At 64.3% G+C, this 22920-nt stretch carries 20 protein-coding genes; 9 read left to right on the forward strand and 11 right to left on the reverse strand.

From position 1 onward, the window contains the following. Positions 1-10 precede the first annotated feature (10 nt). The 3 genes from IAE33_RS17620 to IAE33_RS17630 form a co-directional block, all read right to left on the reverse strand. Entirely contained in the window at positions 11-1060 is a 1050-nt protein-coding gene (locus IAE33_RS17620) for an AraC family transcriptional regulator (protein ID WP_201164458.1), read from the reverse strand. A gap of 126 nt (positions 1061-1186) precedes the next feature. Beyond that, complete coding sequence (locus tag IAE33_RS17625; protein WP_201164459.1) at positions 1187-5659, reverse strand: NEL-type E3 ubiquitin ligase domain-containing protein; 4473 nt, start codon at positions 5657-5659, stop codon at positions 1187-1189. Positions 5660-5731: 72 nt separating this feature from the next. Beyond that, entirely contained in the window at positions 5732-6604 is an 873-nt protein-coding gene (locus IAE33_RS17630; protein ID WP_201164460.1) for a LysR substrate-binding domain-containing protein, read from the reverse strand. 108 nt (positions 6605-6712) lie between these two features. On the opposite strand from IAE33_RS17630, the gene IAE33_RS17635 reads away from it, so the two are divergent. Continuing rightward, the gene (locus tag IAE33_RS17635) at positions 6713-7819 is read left to right on the forward strand and encodes a 2-aminoethylphosphonate--pyruvate transaminase (RefSeq protein ID WP_201164461.1); all 1107 of its coding nucleotides are present in this window, start codon (positions 6713-6715) and stop codon (positions 7817-7819) included. 32 nt (positions 7820-7851) lie between these two features. Beyond that, positions 7852-8709, forward strand: coding sequence for a phosphonoacetaldehyde hydrolase (phnX, locus tag IAE33_RS17640; RefSeq protein ID WP_201164462.1), 858 nt, complete (start codon positions 7852-7854; stop codon positions 8707-8709). A gap of 3 nt (positions 8710-8712) precedes the next feature. On the opposite strand, the gene IAE33_RS17645 is transcribed toward phnX, so the two are convergent. After that, positions 8713-9777, reverse strand: a complete 1065-nt coding sequence (locus IAE33_RS17645) for an AI-2E family transporter (protein ID WP_028632564.1) — start codon at positions 9775-9777, stop codon at positions 8713-8715. Positions 9778-9909: 132 nt separating this feature from the next. On the opposite strand from IAE33_RS17645, the gene trhP reads away from it, so the two are divergent. From trhP to IAE33_RS17665, 4 genes are all read left to right on the forward strand, one after another. Then, on the forward strand, positions 9910-11244 hold the full coding sequence (trhP, locus tag IAE33_RS17650; RefSeq protein ID WP_201164463.1) for a prephenate-dependent tRNA uridine(34) hydroxylase TrhP: 1335 nt from the start codon (positions 9910-9912) through the stop codon (positions 11242-11244). A gap of 140 nt (positions 11245-11384) precedes the next feature. After that, positions 11385-11813: a DUF411 domain-containing protein gene (locus IAE33_RS17655; protein ID WP_028632562.1), complete on the forward strand. Its 429-nt coding sequence runs from the start codon at positions 11385-11387 to the stop codon at positions 11811-11813. Beyond that, the gene (locus tag IAE33_RS17660) at positions 11813-12250 is read left to right on the forward strand and encodes a YqaA family protein (RefSeq protein WP_028632561.1); all 438 of its coding nucleotides are present in this window, start codon (positions 11813-11815) and stop codon (positions 12248-12250) included. The genes IAE33_RS17655 and IAE33_RS17660 overlap by 1 nt, the downstream gene beginning before the upstream one ends. 74 nt (positions 12251-12324) lie before the next feature. Further along, positions 12325-13323, forward strand: a complete 999-nt coding sequence (locus IAE33_RS17665) for an alpha/beta fold hydrolase (RefSeq protein WP_201164464.1) — start codon at positions 12325-12327, stop codon at positions 13321-13323. Positions 13324-13341: 18 nt separating this feature from the next. Here IAE33_RS17665 and zapE read toward each other — a convergent pair whose 3' ends face one another. From zapE to IAE33_RS17690, 5 genes are all read right to left on the reverse strand, one after another. Then, the gene (zapE, locus tag IAE33_RS17670; protein ID WP_201164465.1) at positions 13342-14448 is read right to left on the reverse strand and encodes a cell division protein ZapE; all 1107 of its coding nucleotides are present in this window, start codon (positions 14446-14448) and stop codon (positions 13342-13344) included. A gap of 48 nt (positions 14449-14496) precedes the next feature. After that, positions 14497-15648, reverse strand: coding sequence for a PQQ-dependent sugar dehydrogenase (locus tag IAE33_RS17675; RefSeq protein WP_028632558.1), 1152 nt, complete (start codon positions 15646-15648; stop codon positions 14497-14499). Positions 15649-15683: 35 nt separating this feature from the next. Continuing rightward, positions 15684-16001 carry a hypothetical protein gene (locus IAE33_RS17680; protein WP_028632557.1) on the reverse strand — a complete coding sequence of 106 codons (318 nt, stop codon included), beginning with the start codon at positions 15999-16001 and terminating at the stop codon, positions 15684-15686. 234 nt (positions 16002-16235) lie between these two features. Then, positions 16236-18656: a TonB-dependent siderophore receptor gene (locus IAE33_RS17685; RefSeq protein ID WP_201164481.1), complete on the reverse strand. Its 2421-nt coding sequence runs from the start codon at positions 18654-18656 to the stop codon at positions 16236-16238. A 139-nt stretch (positions 18657-18795) separates the two neighbouring features. Next, positions 18796-19920, reverse strand: coding sequence for a sigma-70 family RNA polymerase sigma factor (locus IAE33_RS17690; protein WP_060483481.1), 1125 nt, complete (start codon positions 19918-19920; stop codon positions 18796-18798). Positions 19921-20054: 134 nt separating this feature from the next. On the opposite strand from IAE33_RS17690, the gene IAE33_RS17695 reads away from it, so the two are divergent. Further along, a complete protein-coding gene (locus IAE33_RS17695) occupies positions 20055-20537 on the forward strand; it encodes an LEA type 2 family protein (protein ID WP_201164466.1) in 483 nt (160 codons plus the stop codon). 16 nt (positions 20538-20553) lie between these two features. Here the strand turns inward: IAE33_RS17695 and IAE33_RS17700 are convergent, their stop codons facing one another. Next, positions 20554-20817, reverse strand: a complete 264-nt coding sequence (locus IAE33_RS17700; RefSeq protein WP_028632553.1) for a hypothetical protein — start codon at positions 20815-20817, stop codon at positions 20554-20556. A gap of 121 nt (positions 20818-20938) precedes the next feature. On the opposite strand from IAE33_RS17700, the gene IAE33_RS17705 reads away from it, so the two are divergent. Next, complete coding sequence (locus tag IAE33_RS17705) at positions 20939-21259, forward strand: DUF883 family protein (protein ID WP_028632552.1); 321 nt, start codon at positions 20939-20941, stop codon at positions 21257-21259. A 22-nt stretch (positions 21260-21281) separates the two neighbouring features. Here the strand turns inward: IAE33_RS17705 and IAE33_RS17710 are convergent, their stop codons facing one another. Next, the gene (locus IAE33_RS17710) at positions 21282-21899 is read right to left on the reverse strand and encodes a tRNA-(ms[2]io[6]A)-hydroxylase (RefSeq protein WP_028632551.1); all 618 of its coding nucleotides are present in this window, start codon (positions 21897-21899) and stop codon (positions 21282-21284) included. A gap of 154 nt (positions 21900-22053) precedes the next feature. Here IAE33_RS17710 and IAE33_RS17715 point away from each other — a divergent pair, with 154 nt between their 5' ends. Continuing rightward, a complete protein-coding gene (locus IAE33_RS17715; RefSeq protein WP_201164467.1) occupies positions 22054-22920 on the forward strand; it encodes a universal stress protein in 867 nt (288 codons plus the stop codon).

Here is a 22920-nt window from a genome sequence, read left to right on the forward strand (position 1 = left end):
TCGCCCTCACCTACTGACCGGCAGCAGGAAACACCCCCTCACTCACCCCTTCATTGCCCAACACCAGGCTGCGATAGTGCCCTGGGTTGCAACCGAACCACTTGCGGAAGGCCTTGTAGAACGAGCTGGCATCCGCGAAGCCCAGCCGTGCTGCAATTTCGAACATGTCCAACTGCCCTTCAGCCAGCCAGGCGATCGCCAGTTGCCGCCGTACGCTGTCCTTCAGCCCCTGGTAGCTGTGGCCCTCGTCCGCCAACCGGCGACGTAGCGTGGAGGCAGACAGGCACAGCTGCCGCGCCAGCTCATCGGCATCTGGCCATGAAGACGGGTGCTTGGCCAGCAAGCCCTGGCGGACCCGTTGAGCCAGGCTGGCAGGGTCCCGGTATTTGACCAGAATGTTGCCAGGGGCCTGCGCAAGAAACCGCTGCAGCTCGCTTTCGCTTCGCCGTATGGGCCCGGCCAGACAGTCTGCGGCAATGATCATGCGGGTTCGCGGGCGCCCGAACTGCAGGTTTTCAGAAAACATGACCCGGTAATCGTCGCAGAACGGGGGCTCGGCACAGCGCAGTTCAATGGCCAGAATAGGGATGCGTCGCCCCGCCAACCAGCAAGCCACACCGTGCACGATCATCCAGAAGGTAAAGTAGGTGAAGGCCCGGCGCGGCTCATCACGGGGCTCGTTGATGACGATTTCGGCCAGGCTGTGCTGGCGAACCAGGCTTGGCTGCAGGTCCTCAAGCATCAGCGTGAGAAAGGCCAGGGCTGTGTCCAGCCCTGCCTCGACGGTGGGCTGGGCCATACTCGCCCGGCATAAAAACGCCAGGCTGCCGCTGCGCAGGCCGCGCGGGTCCATCGCAAAGAACTCGTCATTGCAGCGTCGTGCCAACAGACGCCACAGGCGCGCATAGGCCGTCGACGGCACCCGTGCGTTCGCTTCATGCAGCAACTGCGGGTCAATCCCGGCTTTGGCCAACAGCTCCGCAACCGGGCAACCTTGCGGGCAGGCCTGCAGCAGCGCCTCACGCACCAGGTGCATGGAAATGGTGTCCTTGTTACTCATCGCCGGCCCAGATTGCTCGATGCCAGCCATCTTAAAGCTACGAAGAAAAAACACCACCCTGGCGCTTGAACGGGCGAACCGGCAGTAGGCTGCAACAGGCTCGCCAACTACATCGCGCACATCACATCAGCCAAGCGGTGCCTCGGCCTGCCTGGCCATGGCCTGGCGGGTAAGCTCCAGCATCTTGGCTTTGACGGCACTGTCGCAGGCCTTGGCAATGGCTTTGGCGCGGCGGTCGTACACGGCATCAATCATGCTTTGCCGGTCGGCGTACAAGCGTTCCATCTGCTCGGCGAAGGGCTCGCGGATTGCTTCGAACACAGCGCCATGGCGCGCCTGCAGGTGATCGCTCCAGAAGCCTCGCTCGCTGATGTCCTTCACCAACTGCTCACCGGCTTCGGCCTTGCGCACGTGGGCTTCGGCAGCATCGAGATCCTGCTGGCTAACACCCGCACTGGATTCGAACTCCATGGTCCGCGCCTGCCCCGGCAAGTCCAGCTTGCTGGCCAACCCTACCCGGTAGGCCAGGCTGACCTCGATCTGGTCCACATTCTCCCCCCCGGTTTCGCGCCGGCTCATGTCCTGCCGTGCATACGCTTCAACCTGGTCGAGCCGGAAAAAACGCCGGGCAAGGCTCAGCAACTCTCCCTCGGCATCACCGCCAGCGGCCCCTTCTACTGCCGCGCTCAGCAACCTTACCTCCAGCAGCCCAAAGCTGGAAATCACGCTGTCCACGCACGTCCGTGGCTCGCTGGCCAGGGCAAACATCTGCTCACGCAGGCCGGTGTGCTGCTCGATCGTGTCAAACATCGCCCACAGCCGCCCTTCGAGGTCCCCACGTGCCAGGCGGAAGTCGCTGGTGTCTGTCAGTTCACCCACCAACGTGAAGAAGTCACCACTGCCGGGTTCTGCCAGCAGGCGGTTCCACTGGGCAGTGCGCAGGGCCCGGGCTTCGGCGTCAAGGTGCTCCATCCATCGGCTGATATGAAACGCATCGCCCTCGCTGCTGAGTTCGCTGTCCGATGTGTGGCTCGCATCGACCCACAGGTCTCGGTAGATGTCCGGCAAGGGGTTGCCAACCAGGGCGATGCGTTGCCGCCACTGGGCGCGCTGAGCGCTCAGCGTAGCGGGCAGCTCGCTGATGTGGTTGTCACGCAGGTCGACGTATTCGAGCGAAACGGCACGCTCCAGGTGGGCCGGCACCTGCGTCAGGCCCACGCCCCGCAGCCCCAGCTGGCGCAGACGCGGCAAGCGGTCAAGCGCCAGGCCGAAGTTGCCCAGCCTGTTCTCGCTCAGATCGAGCACGCTGAGCCTGGACATGCCTGCCAGCGTATCGAAACTTGCAGCATCCAGCCGTAAAACGTTGCGCGACAAGGTCAGTTCCTGCAAGTGCAGCAACCGGCTGAGCGTCTGGGGCAAGCTGGTCAGGGCGTTGTTGTCCAGGTTCAGGGCGCGGACGCTGCGAAACGGCTGCAAAAACCCGGCAGGGACCTCGCTGAGCTGCATGTTCGCCAAGGCAAGCTCACTGACATGGGTGAACCCGCCTTGCCCGCTCAGGTCTGGCAAATCCCCGGCGCCTAGCCCGGAAAGCACCAGGACCATCCCCGGGTCGCCATTGGGCTGGCGCCTGCCTGCCAGGCCCTGAAAGCGCCAGCACCGGCGCAGCTCATCAGCAACCATGCGCCGCTGTGGGCGGCGGGCCGCACCCGCTGTGTCGACCGTCCACCGATCCAGCGCCTGGTCGAGTTGTAGGTATTCACGCTCCAGGTCCAGCAGCACCGTGAAGGGCGAGCCTGGCTGCTCATCAAGCACATTCAGAAACAGCTCCAGCTGCCGCTCGCTGAAGCCTGGGTAAAGGCTGCGCACACGGTCCTGCAGAGTGCGCTCGGCGAGGTGGTTGCCCGTGCCCCGGCCACTTAGCAGGTACCCGAAGCGCCGGTCGGGCAGGCGGTCGGGGGAGCGGAAGGTGGGCTTGATCGCCTCGATACCCAGCAGACGACGCAATGCCGCACGGTCCGCCGGCAGGCGCTGCTGCAGGCTGTCACGCAGCGCAGCCACACCGCCCTCGCCCGCCCAGCCCAGGCGTGTCTTGTCCGCTGCAGGCAGGCAGTCCAAAAGCGTCTCGAGCAAGCCCACACCGCCGGACTGGCCAAGGTCCAGTGGCTGGCCGTTCTCATGCACCGTCATCTTGCCTTCACCCCATACTAGCACCTTGGGCGGGTGGGCCGTACCAGACGGGTACAGCTCGGCGATCAAGCGCCCACCAGCGCTACCCTCGCGCACCTGAACATTGATCTGCCGCGGCCAGCCCGGGCTCTTTCTCAGCAACGCGAACACCAGCGACGCCGTGTCTGGATGGTAGGCATTGTTCAGATAAAGCCCCTGCAATGCTCGACATACTCTGGCGTTCTGCAAGGCCAGGCGGGCGGCTTCCGCCATGGCCAGGTCCAGCCGACCAGTCCCGCTCAGGCGGGCCTGTTGGTCGGCACTGGCATTGAGCAGCAGATCGGCAGCATAGGCACTTGGCAAGCCAGGGAAATCCCGCTGGATGATGTTCATGCCCGCCTTGTCCTGGCCTTTGTCGGTCAGGTGCAGCATCAGTTTTTCACGCAGCGTCGGCGCCTGCTGGAGAATCGCCTGCACCTTGGCATCCTGGGTCGACGGGAGGGTGGGCAGTTGCTCGGAGCACCATTGCAGCAGCTGTGTGTCGGGCACCTCCTGGCCAACCTGCAGGGAACGGAAGAACTCGTCGATGCGCCGGTCAGCAGCAAAACGCTCCAAGGTGTCGCGCAAAGGAACAGGCAGCACACGCTGCTCACTGACCAGCCGACGCAATGCGGTCTCGTCGACGTCAGCAATGCTCAGCACCTGGGTGATACGCTCAGCATCGAAATCGTGGGAGATCGGCCACAAGCGCCCCAACAGCGCTGCCTGACCATGCCACTCCTGCGGGTGTTGCCACGACAGGCGCCAGCCGTACTCCCCATTCCATTGCAGGGTGGGCGCAAAACCTTTCTGCCGGTCGGAGCGCAAGAGCCGCCACTGGCGCGAGAGCGGGTCCCGGTGTACTTCGTGGTAGTGGCCCTCGTTCAACCACCAGCGCCGGTCACCGTAGTGGAACAGCCCGTCACGCCCGCGCAGTGCCCGGCTGGGCACCTGCGCCGCCCTGAACGGCTTGATGTCTTGCGACCACAGGTTCGCCGTTTCAGCATTGGGTTCGACCGGTACCAGTTCATCGACGAACGCACTGCGTTTGAACGAGCGAGCGACCGCGTGCCCGCCCGCAGCGCCCAACGCGTTGACCGCCACCACCTCGGCCACGCCCAGCATATGCTCCAAGGCTTCATGCTGGTGGCCCCGAGACCAGTCGTTCACCCCCTGGTACACCTCCTCGATCACCTGCCCAACCGTCGCCGCGAGCATCAGAGTGCCCAGTTGCGGCACGAACATCGAGGCCATCTGCAGCAGGTTCAGCCCAACCCCCTCCAGGGTTTGCAGGCGGTGAAGCCGTTGCTGCGCATCCACTTCGGCAACCGGTACCAGGATGAACCGGGCGTCATCCTTGATGCGCTGCACGTGCAGGCCAGCCAGCTCACTGAACAACGGCGTGCCCGCTGGCTTGCCGGTGACTTCCAGGTCTGGCACGGGATCACTCAGGCGCTTTTTCAGCAGCGCCTCGAATGCAACCCGCTCGCTCAACGCAACCTGGGCGAGCAGCACCGGATAGTTGTGGGGGTTACGCAGCAGGGTGGCCATGTGCGCGTTCAAGGCGCCCAGGTCTGCAAACCGTTGCAGCGGCAGATGCGGCAGGTAGAGCAGCAAGCCTGCCGTGGGGCGGGCATGCTCGGGGGCACCCGCGTCCGACAGCTCGATCAGCAGGCCATTAAGCATGGCATGGCCAAGGACATACAGGTGCTTGACCAAGACTGCGGGGTGTTTGGCGTTGGCGGCGGGCAGTTCGCCCAGCGTGTGTTCGAGGTTGGCGACATCCGCTTCGTCGATGCCTTGCTGCAACCCTGCCAGCTCCACTGCCAGGGCCAGCCGCTTGCGCTGGTCCTGCGCCATGAACGTGGTAACCGAGTTATCCAGAAAGCCGTCGAGGTACTGCTGGTAGCGCTTGCCCACATCAGCCTTGCGACACGCCACGACCAGCTGCGCGGTGTCTACAAGCACCTCCGGCGGGTTGGCGGCAGTGCGGTGGGCAACCGAGACCAGGCCGGTTTTGGAATTGAAGCTGGCGCCTGACGGGAAGTTCTGCATCAAGTGGCTCATGGCCGGGTCGTAGGTATCATGGTTGCGCAGCGACTCGCCTCCCATGAAGCTGTAGTTTTCCCAGCGTTCGCGCCACACGGTGTGGGCAAGGTCGAGCTTGAGCTTGAATGTCTGCTCGAGCATTTCGGTCAGTGCTGCCCGGGCGAAGTGTTCCGGTGAGACCAGGCGGTTGAAGACCGTCTGCAGGCGCTGCTCGATGACACGGTGCTCTTCGAAACGTGTACGCAGGGCGACGATCTGCTCGACCGAGGCAGCGTGCAACCAGTCGGGCAGGTGTTCGGCAATGAAGCCGTCGATGTGATCGGTCGTGGCGGCAGGGTTGGCCATGGTGGGCTCCAGATGGTTGATAGCCCGGCACCTTTGCCCATCCGCCACAACCTGGGCAGGCGGAACCGCCTCCTAGCCTGCCCGCTGTGCCTGCGACACGTCCATGAACGCCTGGATCAAGCGCAGCCCCCGCCGCCGCTCCAGGCAGCCTACCCAATGCTGGTTGACCAGCGCTGCACCGCTCAACGGGCGCACCACCACGCGCGGGTCGTGGGGGGCCTCTGTGGACGAGACGATACCGATGCCCAGCTCGGCGGCCACTGCCTCGACCACGGCTTCCCGGCTGCCCAATTCCAGCAGCACACGCGGTTGTAGGCGCGCCGCAGTGCATGCGTGGTCGAAGGTGCGGCGGGTAGTGGAACCCTGCTCGCGCAGCACCATGGCCTGCTGATCGAGCCTGTTGAGCGGCAGGTCGCCAGCGCTTGCAGCCCAGGTGTGGCCGACCGGCAGCAGGGCGCAGATACGGGATTGGCACAGGGGTTGGAGGTAGAGGGCCTTGTGCGGCTCGGTGTCTGTCAGCACTGCCACATCAACGTGCTCGCTGAGCAAGGCTGCCAGGGTTTCACGCGCATTGCCCAGGCGCAGGCTGACGGTGACACCCGGGTGGGCCTGGCGCAGTTGCGCCAGAATCGGCATGACGCGGTGCGGGCTGTCGGCAGCCACCTCCAGGCGCCCACTCAGCAGTTGCTGGTTGGCTTCGAGCATGGCCTTCGCCTCCTCGGCCAGGCCGAACATCGCCCGTGTCACGGCTGCCAACCGCACGCCCGCTTCGGTCAGTTCCACCCGCCTGGCAGTGCGGCGCAACAAGGTGACCTGGTAGTGCTCTTCCAGTGCCTTCACATGCCCGGTAACGGCCGGCTGGCTGATGAACAGGCGCGCAGCGGCGCGGGTAAAGCTGCCCTCCCGGGCCACCGCGTCGAACGCGCGGAGCTGAAACAGATTCATGGGTATCGGCCTGGCTTATGACTGGCATCGGAACAAGCAATTTGATTGATGCCAGCATCGATTGCAACCTCATCCCAGACCCACGGCCATTGCTGACGAGGCATCCCCATGAGCACCGCCCCCACCCTGTTGACACCCGGCCCCCTCACCACTTCCCTGCGCACCCGCCAGGCCATGCTGGTGGACTGGGGCTCCTGGGACGAGGATTTCAACCGCATTACCCACCGCGTTTGCGAACAACTGTTGGCCATCGCCAGCGCCAACGCCACCCATCACTGCGTACCGCTGCAAGGCAGCGGCACGTTCGCGGTAGAAGCGGCCATCGGTACCCTGGTACCCCGCGCAGGCAAGGTGCTGGTGCTGATCAATGGCGCCTACGGCCGCCGCATCGCCAACATCTGCCGGGTACTCGGGCGCACCTGCCTGCCGTTCGAAACCGCCGAAGACCAGGCTGTGAGCGCCGCGCAGGTCGATCGGCTGCTCACTGAGCACGCCGATGTCACCCATGTGGTTCTGGTTCACTGCGAAACCAGCACCGGCATCCGCAACCCGCTGGAGCTGATCGCACAGGTGGTGAGCAGGCATGGCAAGCGCCTGATCATCGATGCCATGAGCTCGTTCGGCGCCATCCCGATAGACGCCAGCAGCACACCCTTCGAAGCGCTGATCGCCGCCTCGGGAAAATGCCTGGAGGGGGTGCCGGGCATGGCGTTCGTGCTCGCCCAGAAGCACGCCCTGGCGGCGGCGGCAGGCAATGCCCACTCGCTGGCGCTGGACCTCTGCGACCAGCAGGCCTACATGGCCAGCACCGGCCAATGGCGCTTCACACCGCCCACCCACGTGGTAGCTGCCCTGCACGAAGCCCTCCAGCAATATGCCGAGCAAGGCGGCCTGCCCGCACGGGCGCGCCGCTACGCCGAAAACTGCGAATGCCTGCTGCAAGGCATGGCTGAGCTGGGGCTGCGCCGCTTTTTGCCCGCCGAAGTCCAGGCACCGATCATCGTCACCTTCCATGCGCCGCGCGATGCCCGCTATCGCTTCAAGGACTTCTACGAAGGGGTCAAGGCCAAGGGCTTCATTCTCTACCCAGGCAAGCTGACCGAGGTGGACACCTTCCGCGTCGGCTGCATCGGCGCGGTAGCGCGGGACCGCATGCAGGCAGCAGTGAATGCCGTGGCAGAGGTGCTTCGCGACCTGCACATCCGGCACATCTGACCCCCCCCATCGACTATCTGGAAACAGCACCCATGAACTACAGCAACCCTGCGCAATTACAAGCCGCCATCCTCGACTGGGCTGGTACCGTAGTCGACTTCGGTTCTTTTGCACCTACCCAGATTTTTGTCGAGGCCTTCGCCGAATTCGGCGTCAGCCTTACCCTCGAAGAAGCCCGCGGCCCGATGGGCATGGGCAAATGGGACCACATCCGCACGTTGTGCAATGTGCCAACCATCGCCTCACGGTATCACCAGGCCTTTGGCCGGCTGCCTACTGATGAAGACGTCACGGCCATCTACCAACGCTTCATGCCCCTGCAGATCGACAAGATCGCACTGCACTCGGCGTTGGTTCCCGGCGCACTGCACACGCTAAAGCGCCTGCGCGCGAACGGCCTCAAGATCGGCTCATGCTCTGGCTACCCCAAGCGCGTGATGGACAGGGTGGTCGCGCTGGCTGCCAACAGCGGTTACGTGGCCGACCACGTGGTAGCCACGGATGAAACACCCAACGGCCGCCCCTGGCCGGCCCAGGCGCTGGCCAACGTGATCGCGCTGGGCATCGAGGACGTTGCAGCGTGCGTCAAGGTCGACGACACGCTGCCGGGTATTCTGGAGGGGCGGCGTGCCGGCATGTGGACCGTCGCCCTGATGTGCTCAGGCAACGCCCTGGGCCTGACCTGGGAGGGCTACCAGGCACTGACCGGCGAACAACTGCAGCACCAGCGCATGCGCATCGCGGCCCTGTTCGAAGGGGCGCAACCCCACTACCTGGTCGATACGCTCAACGGGCTGCCGGCCGTGGTGAATGACATCAACCGCCGCCTGGCAGCCGGCGAAATGCCCCAGACGGCGCAGGCCAATGCCCTGCTCGGCAGCCTGGGGTGAAGGCTACTGGGGCAACTGCACCTGCGGCTTGTTGGACACGAAAATCGCCCAGCTGGAGATGAACAGCGCGGCGATCAAAGGCCCGATCACAAAGCCGTTGAGCCCGAACACAGACAGCCCACCCAAGGTAGATACGAGGATCAGGTAGTCTGGCATGCGCGTGTCCTTGCCCACCAGAATCGGCCGCAACAGGTTGTCCACCAGGCCGATCACCAATACGCCGAAGGCGGTCAATATCACCCCCTGAAGGATCGCACCGGTCATCAGGAAGTAGATCGCCACCGGGCCCCAGACGATGCCCGCGCCCACGGCAGGCAGCAACGACAGGAACGCCATCATCACCGCCCACACCAGCGCACTGGGAATACCCAGTACCCAGAAAATGAAGCCCCCCAGCGCGCCCTGAGTGATCGCTACCAGTACGTTGCCCTTGACCGTGGCACGCACCACACGCTTGAACTTCAGTTGCAGGCGGCGCTTCTGGTGCTCAGGCAGCGGCACCGCCATGCGTACGCGCCGGGCCACCTCGGCGCCTTCGCGCAGGAAGAAGAACAGCAGGTACATCATGATGCCAAAGCCGACCACGAAATCGAACGTGCCCTGGCCAAAGCTGAACGCCTGGCTGGCGAGAATCTGGCTGCCCTCCGAGGCCCAGGTGGTGATCTTGTCGCGCAGGGCCCCCAGGTTGCCCATGCCCATGTTGTCCAGGCCCGTCTGGGCGAAGGCCGGCAGCATCTCCTTGCCCCGCGCCACGTACCCGGCAATGTCCAGCTGCCCGCTCTGGATACGCTGGTACAGCGACGCGCCTTCCTGCACCAGCAGGCCGCTCGTGACGATAACCGGCAGTACCGCCACCAGCAGGCAGATCAGCGTGGTCACGCCTGCGGCCACGTTGCGCCGTCGCCCAAAGCGGATCAACAGGTTGCGCTGCAAAGGCGCAAACAGGATGCCGAGAATCACCGCCCAGAAGATGGCGCCGTAGTAGGGCAGCAAGATCCACACGAAGGCGATGGTCACCAGCGCCAGGAGCACTGCCAGGGCTTTGTTCTGCAAAGCGGTTTCGTTCATTTCCGGTCCTCGGAGAGTTACTGGCATATTAGTGCGCGCGGCACCGCCAAAAGTGCCGTTGTTCACTTGATTCAGATCAATAACCTACCCCGTGCCAGGCGCTAGCATCCGCGCCCTTTACCCGGTGCGCCCATGACCCCCACTGCCAAGCCCGAACTGCTGGCCCCAGCCGGTACCCTCAAGACCATGCGCTATGCGTTCGCCTACGGCGCCGACGCGGTCTACGCGGGCCAGCCACGCTACAGCTTGCGGGTGCGCAACAACGAATTCGACCACGCCAACCTCGCCCTGGGCATCCAGGAGGCCCATGCCTTGGGCAAGCGCTTCTACGTCGTGGTCAACATCGCCCCGCACAACGCCAACCTCAAGACCTTCCTCAAGGACCTGGCGCCGGTGATTGCCATGGCCCCCGATGCACTGATCATGTCCGACCCCGGCTTGATCATGCTGGTGCGCCAGCATTTCCCGCACATGCCGGTGCACCTGTCGGTGCAGGCCAACACCGTCAACTGGGCCAGCGTGCAGTTCTGGCAGTCGCTGGGGCTTACCCGGGTGATCCTCTCGCGGGAGCTCTCGCTCGAAGAAATCGCCGAGATCCGCCAGCAGGTGCCCGACATGGAGCTGGAGGTGTTCGTGCATGGCGCCCTGTGCATGGCCTATTCCGGCCGGTGCCTGCTGTCTGGCTACCTGAACAAGCGCGATGCCAACCAGGGCACCTGCACCAACGCCTGCCGCTGGCAGTACGACGTGAAACCCGCCAGCGAAAACGCGACCGGCGACATCGTGCGCGAGGTGCAGCCCACGCTGGGCCTGGGCGCGCCCACCGACCAGGTGTTCCTGCTGCAGGAGAGCAACCGCCCGGGCACCGAAATGCCAGCGTTCGAAGACGAGCATGGCACCTACATCATGAACGCCAAGGACCTGCGTGCCATCCAGCATGTCGAGCGCCTGGCCGGCATGGGCGTGCACTCGCTGAAGATCGAGGGCCGCACCAAGTCGCACTTCTACTGCGCCCGTGCGGTGCAGTCCTACCGCAAGGCCATTGATGACGCCGTGAACGGGCGCCCCTTCGACCGCGCGTTGATGGGCAACCTTGAATCGCTGGCGCAGCGCGGTTACACCGAGGGCTTCCTGCGCCGCCACGTGCACCATGAATACCAGAACTACCAGCGCGGCAACTCGGTGTCCGACCGCCAGCAGTTCGTGGGCGAGCTGACCGGGCAGCGCATCGACGGCCTGGCCGAAGTCAAGGTCAAGAACCGCTTTGCCGTGGGTGATCATCTGGAGCTGATGACGCCGCGCGGCAACTATCACTTCGACCTGCACCAGCTGTGCAATCGCCAGCAGCAGGCCATTGCAGTGGCGCCGGGTGACGGCCACGTGGTGTACCTGCCGATTCCGGAACAGGTTGCGCTCGAGCACGGCCTGCTGATGCGGGACCTTGCCGATGACGAAGCTGCCAGCTGACAAAGCTGTAATGAATGCGTCAGCAGGCTGACAGGCGCTGCGGGCGAACATGCATCGCAAGCTGCCCCGCCACCGCGCCTGCGCTATGCTGCCGGCCCGGTCGGCGGTATTTCGCCCGCATCACTCAAGGAGCTTTGATCATGCTGCGCAAACACCTGCTCACGCTGGGCCTGCTGGCCGCCTCCGGCATCGCCCAGGCCGCCGACACCGTCGATGTCTACCGCGACCCGAACTGTGGCTGCTGCAAGGCCTGGATCAGCCACCTGCAGGAAAACGGCTTCACCGTGAATGACCACGTTGAACCGAACATGAGCGCAGTGAAACAGCGCCTCGGTGTGGCGCCACGCCTGGCCTCGTGCCACACCGGCGTGATCAACGGCAAGTTCGTCGAAGGCCATGTGCCCGCCGAGCAGGTGCGACTGCTGGCCGGGCGCAGTGACCTCAAGGGGGTTGCAGTGCCGGGCATGCCTGTCGGGTCACCCGGCATGGAAATGGGTGAGCGCAAGGACGCCTATGAGGTGATCGGGGTCACCCAGCAAGGCGAGGACACCGTGGTCGCCCGCTACTGATGTTCAGCCTGTGGGCGCTGTTTCTCAGCGCCTTTGGCGCCGCCACCCTGCTGCCGCTGCAGTCGGAGGCCGTGCTGGTCGGCTTGCTGCTGCGCCAGCCCGAAGCCTGGGTAACCCTGCTGCTGGTCGCCACCTTGGGCAATGTGTTGGGTTCGGTGGTGAACTGGCTGCTGGGGCGCGCCATCGAGCGCCTGCGCGACAAGCGCTGGTTCCCCTTCAGCCCCGCGCAATTGGCGCGTGCGCAGCGCCGCTACCAGCGTTGGGGGCCCTGGTCGTTGCTGCTCAGCTGGGTGCCGGTGATCGGCGACCCGCTCACATTGATTGCCGGGATCATGGGTGAACCGCTGTGGCGCTTCCTGCTGCTGGTCACACTGGCCAAGGCCGGCCGCTACGCCGTGCTGGTCATGCTCACCCTGGGCTGGTTTCACGCTTGGTAACACCTTCTCGACTACGCCGTGTCCAACGGCTGGTACAGTCGCCGTTTCCTACGTGATCTGACATGGAGTGCCACATGCTGCGCGCAACCGCCCTGGCCCTGACCTGCCTGGCCGGCAGTTCGGCCATTGCCGCTGAATCGCCCACCTACGGTGCCCAGCTCGAAGGGTTCACCTACCCTCACCCGCTCAAGCACTTTGAATTCGAATCCCAGCGCCAGGTGCTGCAGATGGGGTACATGGACGTACCCGCGCAAGGCCAGGCCAATGGCCTCAGCGTGGTGCTGATGCACGGCAAGAACTTCTGCGCCGCCACCTGGGAAACCACCATCGATGCCCTGAGCAAGGCAGGCTACCGGGTGATCGCGCCCGACCAGGTCGGCTTCTGTACCTCCAGCAAGCCCGCGCACTACCAGTACAGCTTCCAGCAACTGGCCGACAACACCCATGCATTGCTGCAGCACCTCGGCATCCAGCAGAGCGCCGTGCTTGGCCACTCCACCGGCGGCATGCTCGCCACCCGCTACGCGCTGATGTACCCACAGCAGGTCACGCGCCTGGCCATGGTCAACCCCATCGGCCTCGAAGACTGGAAAGCCATGGGTGTGCCTTATCGCACGGTGGACCAGTGGTATGCCCGCGAACTCAAGCTGGACGCAGCAGGCGTACGCGACTATGAGCGCAAGACCTACTATGCCGGGCGCTGGAAGCCGCAGTACGAGCGCTGGGTGCAGATGCTGGTGGGGCTCAACCAGGGGCCCGGGCATGAAGCGGTGGCATGGAACTCGGCGCTGATCTACGACATGATCTTCACCCAGCCGGTGTATCACGAGTTCAAGCACCTGCAGATGCCGACGCTGCTGCTGATCGGTGACAAGGACACCACGGCCATTGGCAGCGATATCGCACCAGCGGACGTGAAGGCGAAGCTGGGCAGGTACGACGTGCTTGGCCCACAGGTCGCCAAGCTGATTCCCCAAGGGGAGCTGATCACCTTCGAAGGCATGGGGCATGCACCCCAGATCGAGGAACCTGTCCGCTTCAACCGCACCCTGATCGACTGGCTGGGGCGCTGAACACCCCGCCTGGCGTCGTCAGGCGAAACGTTGCAACTGCATTTCCTTCAGCCGGCTGAGGGTACGCTGGTACGGGAACGCCAGGTAGCCCTCGGTGTACAACTGGTCGAGCGGCACCTGTGCCTCCAGGTACAGGGCCACTCGGCGGTCGTAGCACTCGTCGACCAGGGCGATGAAGCGGCGCACCGCATCGTCCTTGGGCGACAGCGCCGGCAACTCCCGGTCACCCGCCGCTACCCGCGCAGCACCGTCTTCGGTACCGCGGGCGATACGGCCGGCCTGCTGCTGCCCACCCAGGGCGGGAATACCCGAGAGCAAAATGGCCGTGAACCCATCGCACAGGGCCATGAACTCGCCGGTCGCGAACGGCTGCTCGCACAGGTTGACGAATGGGCACCAGATCACCTGCTGGCTGCGACGCAGCACCTGCAACTGTCTGCTGCCCATGGCCAAAGGCTGATCGGTACCGGGGTCCCCCGGGCTGAGCTGGCTGAACAGGACCGCAAACTGGCTGACCTGCCCGGCAGGCACCACCCAATAGCGCTGCCGCTGTGCCCCCGGATGCAAGCGGTGATCCTGCTCGCCCGACACCGGCAACACGTGCATGTGCCGCTCGATTGCCTTGATGGCCGGCAAGAACCGCTCACGGTTGAAACCGTCTCGGTAGAGCTGGTCGGGCGGCTGGTTGGAGGTAGCGACGATCACCACGCCGCGGTCGAACAACACCTGGAACAAACGCCCCAGGATGATCGCATCGGCAATGTCATTGACGAACAATTCATCGAAGCACAGCACGCGGATATCGCCGGCCAGCTCGGCCGCCAGCGCGAGCAGAGGGTCTGGGGTGCCGTTGAGCTGGAACAGGCGCTGGTGCACCCAGGCCATGAAGTGGTGAAAGTGCTGGCGCCGGCTGGGCACCTGCAGGCAGCGGTGAAACTGGTCCATCAGCCAGGTCTTGCCACGCCCCACCGGCCCCCACAGGTACAGCCCATCGGGAACGCGGCCGCGTTCGATCATCTCAAAGCAGGCCTGCAGGGCCTGGACGGCGCGGGCCTGGGCGGGGTCGGCAACAAAGCCCTGGGTGCTCAGGGCTTGCTGGTAAAGGGTTTGAGGGTCGTTGGCCATGGCGCATTGTACACGCCCGCGTGCCCGATGCCGGCCAACGCCAACGGGTCAATTGTCGCGGGCCAGCCCCACTTTCAACAGCGCACCGTCCTTGGCGTCGGTCAGCACATACAGGTAGCCGTCCGGGCCAACGCGCACGTCACGGATGCGCGCCTTCAGGTCGCCCAGCAAACGCTCTTCGTGTACCACCTTGTCCCCGTCCAGCTGGAGGCGGATCAGCTCCTCGGTGGCCAGGGCGCCAATGAACAGGTTGTGGTCCCAGGCGGTGAACACGGGGCTGTCGTAGAACGCCATGCCACTCACGCCCGGGGATTTCTCCCACACATGGTGGGGGTCGACCATGCCGTCCACATGTTTGCCCTTGGCTTCCGGAATCGGCAGCATCGAATAGTTGATGCCGTGGGTCGCGATCGGCCAGCCGTAGTTCTTGCCCGCCGCAGGAATATTGATTTCATCTCCCCCACGCGGGCCGTGTTCGTTGGTCCACAGCTTGCCCGTCCACGGGTTCAGGGCTGCGCCCTGCTGGTTGCGGTGGCCATAGGACCAGATCTCGGGGCGCACGTTTTTCTGGCCAACAAAGGGGTTGTCCTTCGGCACCTCGCCGTCCGGCAAAATGCGCACAATCTTGCCTTGCAGCTTGTCCAGGTCCTGGGCGGTGGGGCGCTGGTTGTTTTCGCCCAGGGCAATGAACAGATAACCGTCGCGGTCGAACACCAGGCGCGAGCCAAAGTGGTTGCCCTCGGACAGCTTCGGCTGCTGGCGGAAGATAACAGTGAAATTTTCCAGGCGGGCGCGGTCCTCGGACAGTTGCCCACGGCCCACCGCCGTACCCCCCTTGCCGTCATCGCCTTGTTCGGCGTACGACAGGTACAGGGTGCGGTCCTTGGCGAACGTGGGTGACAGCACCACATCCAGCAGGCCACCCTGGCCCTCGGTCCAGACCTTCGGTACCCCGCTGATCGCCGGCCCCACCTTGCCTTCGGCGCTGATGACCCGCAGGTTGCCCATGCGCTCGGTCACCAACAGGTCCTTGCCGCCCGGCAAAAATGCCAGCGCCCACGGGTTGCGCAGGCCATCGGCGACGGTGTCTACGGTCAGCGTGCCTTCTTCACTTTTGAACGTCTGCTGCGCGGCGGCGTGGGCCAGCAGCGGAGACAGTGCAGCGGCGGTGAGGGTGACTAGCCAGGTTGCTCGGGACATGCGGGGTTCCTTAGGGCAAGTGCTTGGTATAGGGCTCAAGGCGCGCGCGGGTTGTCGCGCGGGGGCCGCGTAGGTTCGAGGTTGGGGGCTTGCTGCTGGCGGCGCAGGTTGTCGCCGTTACCGATCCCGCGGTTGTCCAGTGTGGGCGGGCGTGGTGTGGGCTGCGTGGAAGGGCCACGTACCGCAGGCGTTGCCGGAACGCTGCCCTGGCGGCTGTTGGGGTTGGCGCGCTGGATGGGGCTGTTGTAGGGGTTGTTGCTGCCTGCGACAGGCTGCAGCCCGGGTTGTGGGGCTGCCTGCACCGGCAGGCAAAGGGCTGCACCCAGCAATAGCATGGCAAATTGGGGTTTCATGCTCCACCTCCTGTACGAAAACGCTGCGCCTGGGGGTTTGATAGCCTACGGCGCAAAGGGTTCGGGCCAAAAGGCGGAATGCGGGCGGAGATGATTCCTGATGTTTCTGGGGGGCGGTTCTGGAGGGCGCCGCTTTTGCGGCGCATCGCGAGCTGGCGCTCGCTCCTACGAAAGCAGGAACGGGCGCCGGCTCGGAGCGGGCGCCAGGTTGCAAGGCACCGCGAAGGTGGGTGCTTAGTACGCCAGGCTCCAGGTCAAGGTGTACGTCCGCCCGCGCCCCTGGTAGTCATACAGGTATGCCGGCCCGTAGGTAGGCGAATAGAACAACGCAGCCCGCTGCCCCCACACCGTGCTGTACTGTTTGTTCAGCAGGTTCTGAATACCGGCGCTGAATGTGCCAAAGCCTGTGTCCTGGCTGCCCAGCAGGTCGAAGGTGGTGTAGCCGTCGATCGTGTGCCCGGCATCGTCCTTCAGGCTGAACGCCCGGTTGGCCTGCAGCCGTGCGCTGCGGCCATCGTCTTTCCAGCCGACGAACGCCGTGGCCTTGGACAGCGAGGCATAGCGGGCATCACGCTTGATCCAGCCGCCACCGGCCGACTCTTCTTCGGAACGGGTCAGGTGCAAGGTGCCACCCGCCTCCCAGCCGCTCTGGAAATGACGGGTAAGCGCGCCCTCGAAACCAAAATCACGACTCTTCTGGGCCTCCACTTCAATGGTCAGCGTTTGCGAATCGACGTTGATGATCTTGTCCGACCAGATGTAGTACAGCGCCGCCTGCGCATCCCATTGCAGGTCCGCGTAGCGCCAGCCCAGCTCCACCTGGCGGCTCTTGATACCTGCCAGGGGGTTGTCACCCACGCTCAGGCCAGGCTTGCCGTAATACTTGGCCGGGTCCGGCAGGTCGAAACCCTCGCCGTAGTTGGTCCACAGCTGGTGGCCGTTCTTGAAGTCGTAGATGGCCCCGAGGTTGTACAGGTTGACCTGGTAATCGTTACTGCCCCCCGGCACCCCCTTGAAGTCGCCTACATCCACGTCCATCTGCTGACGCCGCGCGCCGCCGGAGAACGTGAGATTGTCTGTGGCATGCCAGTCCAGCTGCCCGTAGAACGACACGCCGTCCACCCGGTAGCTGGGGTAGCGTGCCGCCTTGCCGGCCTTGTCCAGGTCCAGGCCACCGGTGGCGGACGAGGTGCGGGCGTCAAATGTGGTCTGGTCGGCGTTGAACCGCTCGCGGTCAACGTCCACGCCATAGGTGAGTTTCAACGTGTCCCACTGTTTGGCGAACAGCCCCTTCAGGCTGGTGACCTCGAAGTTCTGCTGGGACCCGGCAAAATACACCCCACGTGAACCGGTCGGCGCACCGCGGTTGTAGTAAGGGAACGGGTAGAAATTGTCGGCTTCCTTGCGGTAGGACGCTTGCAGGTAGAAGTCCTGGCCCAGCACGTCGCTGTGGTGGTAGTTGGCGTTGAGCAACAGGCGCCGGGTGCGCGGGTTGAGCTCTGACGAATAGCCGCTGCGCAGTTCGGCGTCCTCCAGGTCCGACGGTGCGTTGTACTTGAGGTTGGGGAACCAGATGCCGGTGCTGCCGTGGTTGCCCGAATCGTAGTACTGCGCCAGCAGGTCCAGGCTTTGCTGGTCGTTGAACTGCATACCCACGGTACCCAGCAGGTCCAGGGTGCGGTTGTACTGCAGGTCGGTCTGGGTGTTGTCGATGAAAATCTGGTCGCCCGCACCGTCGTAGAACGCTTCGTTCTGCTCCCCGGACACACCCAGCCGTGCGTTGTAGCGGTCGTTGCCGCCGCTGACCGACTGGGCGAAGCGGGTGGCGAGGTCGTCGCTGTTGTTGAAACCGCTGCTGGCGCCAAGCTGGGTTTCGAAGCGCACCGGCCCGGGCTCGCCCTTCTTGGTCACGATGTTGATGATGCCGCCGGTGGCGCCGCCCCCGTAGATGGCGCTGGCGCCGGACAGCACTTCCACACGCTGGACGTTGAAGGGCGAAATGCTGTCGAACTGGCGCGACAGCCCACGGGAGCTGTTCTGGCTGACCCCATCGATCATCACCAGCACGTTGCGCCCGCGCATGTTCTGGCCGTAGTTGGTCCGCCCTTCCGGGGCCAGGTCCAGGCCGGGGACCAGCTTGCCGATGGCCTCCTTGAGGCTTACGCCACTGTCGAGCTGCTCGCGCAACTGCTGCTGGTCAACCACCCAGACGGTACCTGGGATTTCGGCGATGGCGGTGCTGGTGCGCGACGCCACGCTGACCTCGATGGGCTTGAGGCTCACAGCCTGCGGCGGGGCATCAGCCTTGCGCAAGGTGATGGTGCCGGCATCGGTGAACTGCCAGCGCAGGCCACTGCCTGCCAGCAGCACTTGCAGCGCCTGCTCCACACCGTACTGCCCCTGCAGGGCGGTACTGGCACGGCCGGCGACGTCGGCCGTGGTGTACAGCAGGTGCACACCCGCCTGGTCGGCAAAGGCCGTCAGGGCCTGGTCCAGGGGCTGGGCGGGTACGTTCAGCTGCACCTGCGTGGCCTGCAGCGGCGCAGGCTGCGCAGCGCTGGCGGCCTGTAACTGCAGCGGGCCGACCAGCAAAGCCACAGCGCTGCAGGACATCAAGGCATGATGGAGGTAACCGCCACGGCGGTTGATGGGCATGGGCTTCAAATGCACGATTGAGCTTCCAGGCAAGTCGTCAATGGGAAGAGGTTGCTGATCAGTCCCACTACGACGATCTGGCCTGGAAGAACTTGCAGTCCCCATTGAAAGTATTTTTCAGTTAGCCCGCACAGGCGGCTTAACGCACTACCGCCAACCATGGCAGGTAGGTGACTGTCAGGCCGTAGCGCTGTTCCAGGGTGCGCAGCAACGCCTGAGGGTCATCGAGGTCGAACACCCCGCTGACCTCCATGGCCGCCAACTGGCTGTTGGAAAGCACGATGCGGCCATGGCGGTAACGCTCCAGCTCTTCCAGCACCTGGCCCAGCGGCCTGCCATTGAAGATCAGCTTGCCCCGTTGCCAAGCCATTTGCGTGCTGGCATCACTGGCGACTGCCACAGGCTGCCCCCCGACCTGCGCAGTGCCTTGTGCCAGGACCACACCGCCATCGCGGCGCACACTGAAGCGTGCGGCGTCGCCGCGCACCGGCTGCGTCGCCGTTTCGACCACGAAAGGCCGCGACCCGGGCGCAGTCTCGAACAGCGCCTCGCCTGCCACCAGCACCACGCGCCGCTCGTGCTCGTCAAAGGCCACGTCAAGGGCGCTGGCGCTGTTCAATGTCACCCGCGTGCCATCGGCCAAGGTGATGACCCGGCGCTCACCTACGCCCGTGTGGTAGTCGGCCAGCAGCGCGGGCGCCTGCTGCCAAACCACCAGCGCTGTCACCAGCGCGGCCACGGATGCAGCCACGCCGGCCTGCTTCAACCAGCCCCGACAGTGGCGCAGGGCATGCCCGATGTACTTGGCCACCATGCTTTCGGACACCCCCAGACGCTGGGCTACCTGCCTTTGCGTCAGCCCTTCCACCCGGTTCAACAGCAATGCCTGACGCGCGTTGGCCGGCAGTTGCAACAGCGCCTGGTCAAGAATCTGCAAGCGTTCATGGGCCAGCAACGCCGCTTCCGGCGGGGGTGCCTGGCAGGCCACGTCCACAACGCCCTCACCTTCATCGTGGCACGCTGCGATCCGCCGCTCCCGCCGCAAGGCATCGATCGCCAGGTTGCCCGCCACCCGAAAGATGAAGCTGCGCGCATGCAACACCGGAACCGCCTGGGCGTCGATTTTAACCAGTTTCAGATAGGTTTCCTGAGCCACATCCGCTGCACGCTGGCGGTCGCTCATGCGCCGGGTCAGAAACCGCAGCAGGTCGTCATAGTGCTCCTGGAAACTCGCCAGCAAGCCCGGCGCGGGGGAAGTCAGCATGGGTTCGGCCACTGCACGTTAGGAGGAATTATCGGGTGTTAATGAGAAACAGTATCTTTCATCTACGCTGTCACTTTCAACGCCGACGCGCATTTGCCACACTGCCTGCACTCCCCAGGCAAGGTTTGCACCTCATGACAGAACGCTTCTACCGTACAACCCGCTCGTTCATGGCACTGGTAATGGTCACCGCCCTTGGCGCGTGCGCCCTGCTGCAGCCGCGCGAGCCGGTAAATGTCAGCGTGATCGGCATAGACCCTTTGCCCGGGCAAGACCTGGAGCTGCGCATGGCCGTGAAAATGCGGGTGCAAAACCCCAACGAAACACCCATCGACTACAACGGCGTTGCCCTCAACCTGGAAGTGAACGGCCAACCGCTGGCCGCAGGTGTCAGCGACCAGCACGGGCAGATCGGGCGTTATGGCGAAGCCGTGATCGAGGTACCGGTGAGCATTACTGCGTTTTCATTCCTGCGCCAGGCCTATGGCCTGGGCAAGCTCGACGGGCTGCAAGGGCTGCCGTACAAGCTGCGCGGCAAGCTGGCCGGCGGGCCGCTGGGCACCGTACGCTTCACCGATGAAGGCAAGCTGGACCTGCCCAAGGGCACCGACTGGTAGGTACCCGTATGCCGGCTTAGCGGCCGGCGTTGGCTGCGGCCATCAGCTTGTTGACTTCGCTGCGGACCATGTTGCCGTACTCGGGCGGGGTCATGTTGTCGAGCTCGTTGCGCACCCACTCTGCCCACTTGCCCTTGCGCCTGGGCTTCTCGGCGATCAGGCGCGCCGCTTCACCCTTGGCCTTGCCCAGGTTGGCCTGCCACATTTCGAACAGCCGCGCCTTCTCGGCCTCGATCTGGGCCCGTTCCTCGAAGCTCATGTTGGCGAGGTTGAAACTCATGGATCACCTGCTAGCTGTAAATGGCGGCTATCTTACACCAACGCGCCAATAGCGATTGGAAGCAACTTTTACGGCGCACGAGTATCCATTGTTCTAACAACCCATAGACGAGGAGCATGGCATGGCCCGTAAAAATGCCGCTGCAGCCGACAGCGATCAGATCAAGGACCAGGTATTCAGCGAGTTGCAGGCGCTGATCGAAGAATCGGAAAAACTGCTCAACGACAGCGCTGCCCTGGTAGGCGAGGAAGCGGAAACCCTGCGCGCCCAGGTGAGCCTGAAACTGCGCCAGGCCCGCGAAGCGGCCGGCAACGTGCGTGACAAGGCCCAGCCAATGGTGGACGCCACCCAGGACTACATCGGTGGGCACCCGTGGCAGACCGTTGCCATTTCGGCAGGCGTTGGCCTGGTGGTTGGCCTGTTGTTGGGCCGCCGCGACTGACCCCCTGGCCGCCTGGCAATCGTCAGGCGGCTTGCGCCATGGGGATACCGCTGTGGAAGCGCAGCTCCTGGTCGGGTGACTGGATAAGTTCCACTTCTGCGGCGCGTACCAACTCCACCCGGCGAGCAATATCCGCCTCATCACCATAAAGGTGCGCCAGCTTCAGGTAGCCCTGGTAATGGCGTGCCTCACTCTTGAGCAGGCCGTGGTAAAAGCGGCCCAGCTCGTCATCCAGGTGCGGCACCAGGGCCGCGAAGCGCTCACAACTGCGCGCTTCGATAAATGCCCCCACCACCAGCGTATCCACCAGCTTGACCGGTTCGTGGGCCCGCACCATGCGCCGCAGGCCAGACGCGTAGCGCCCTGCCGACACCGGCCGCAAGGGCACCCCACGGCGTTTCATCAAGCGCAGCACCTGTTCGTGATGCACCAGTTCTTCTCGCGCCAGGCGCGACATCATGTTGATCAGGTCCAGGTGGGTGTTGTACTTGGCGATCAGGCTGAGGGCCGTGCTGGCAGCCTTGAATTCGCAGTTCTTGTGGTCGATCAACAGCGTGTCCTGATCGGCCAGCGCCGCCTGGATCCAGGCGTCTGGCGTGGGGCAGCCGAGAAAGGCGTCGATTTCAGGGATCAGGGACATGAGCGGGCAACCACACAGAACAGGCAGGGCCGGCGATTATAGCGGCGGCGGCAGCCTGCGTCAGTGGCTATGCTTGATATGCGTCAAGCGCCCGCGGGGCAAGCGCCGACTATAGTCAGGCACCGGTTGCCAATCTCGAAGGGAGTCTACGCCCATGCAAGCCGTCCGCAGCATTCTCGTCGTGCTCGACCCTGAGCACGCCCACAGCCGGGCTTTGACCCGGGCCAAACTGATCGCCAGCGTCACGGGCGCGCGCCTGCACCTGCTGATGTGCGACAAGCGTCACGAACACAGCGCGGTGCTGAGCCTGCTGAGCAGCCAACTGCACGATGACGGGTACGACAACGTTACCCACGAGGAGGCCTGGCGCGGCACGCTGCATGACACCATCATCCACGTGCAGCAAGCGGAGGGCTGCGAGCTGGTGATCAAGGAGCACCGGCCCGACAACCCGCTCAAGCGCGCCCTGCTCACCCCCACCGACTGGAAGCTGTTGCGCCATTGCCCCTGCGCGGTGCTGATGGTGAAAAGCGAGCGGCCCTGGACCGAGGGCACGATCCTGGCAGCGGTGGACGTCGGCAACCAGGATGACCACCACCGGCGGCTGCATGCCGCCATTGTCGACCACGGCTATGACATTGCGGCGCTGGCAAAGGGTGAGCTGCATGTCATCAGTGCCCATCCGTCGCCGATGCTCTCCGCCGCCGACCCGGCCTTCCAGCTGAGCGAAACCATCGAGCAGCGCTACCGGGATGCGTGCAAGGCCTTCCAGGCCGAATATGACATCAGCGAAGACCGTCTGCATGTGGCCGAAGGGCCAGCGGACGTGCTGATACCCCACGTGCAGAAAAAGCTCGACGCCGTGGTGACGGTGATCGGTACGGTGTGCCGAACGGGCATCAATGGCGCTTTGATCGGCAATACATCGGAGGTGGTGCTGGATACGCTCGAAAGCGATGTACTGGTGCTCAAGAGCGAGGAAGCCAGCGCGCACCTGGCGCAACTGGCACGCTCAGCATAA

Source organism: Pseudomonas sp. S60, from assembly GCF_016647865.1.
GTDB lineage: Bacteria > Pseudomonadota > Gammaproteobacteria > Pseudomonadales > Pseudomonadaceae > Aquipseudomonas > Aquipseudomonas parafulva.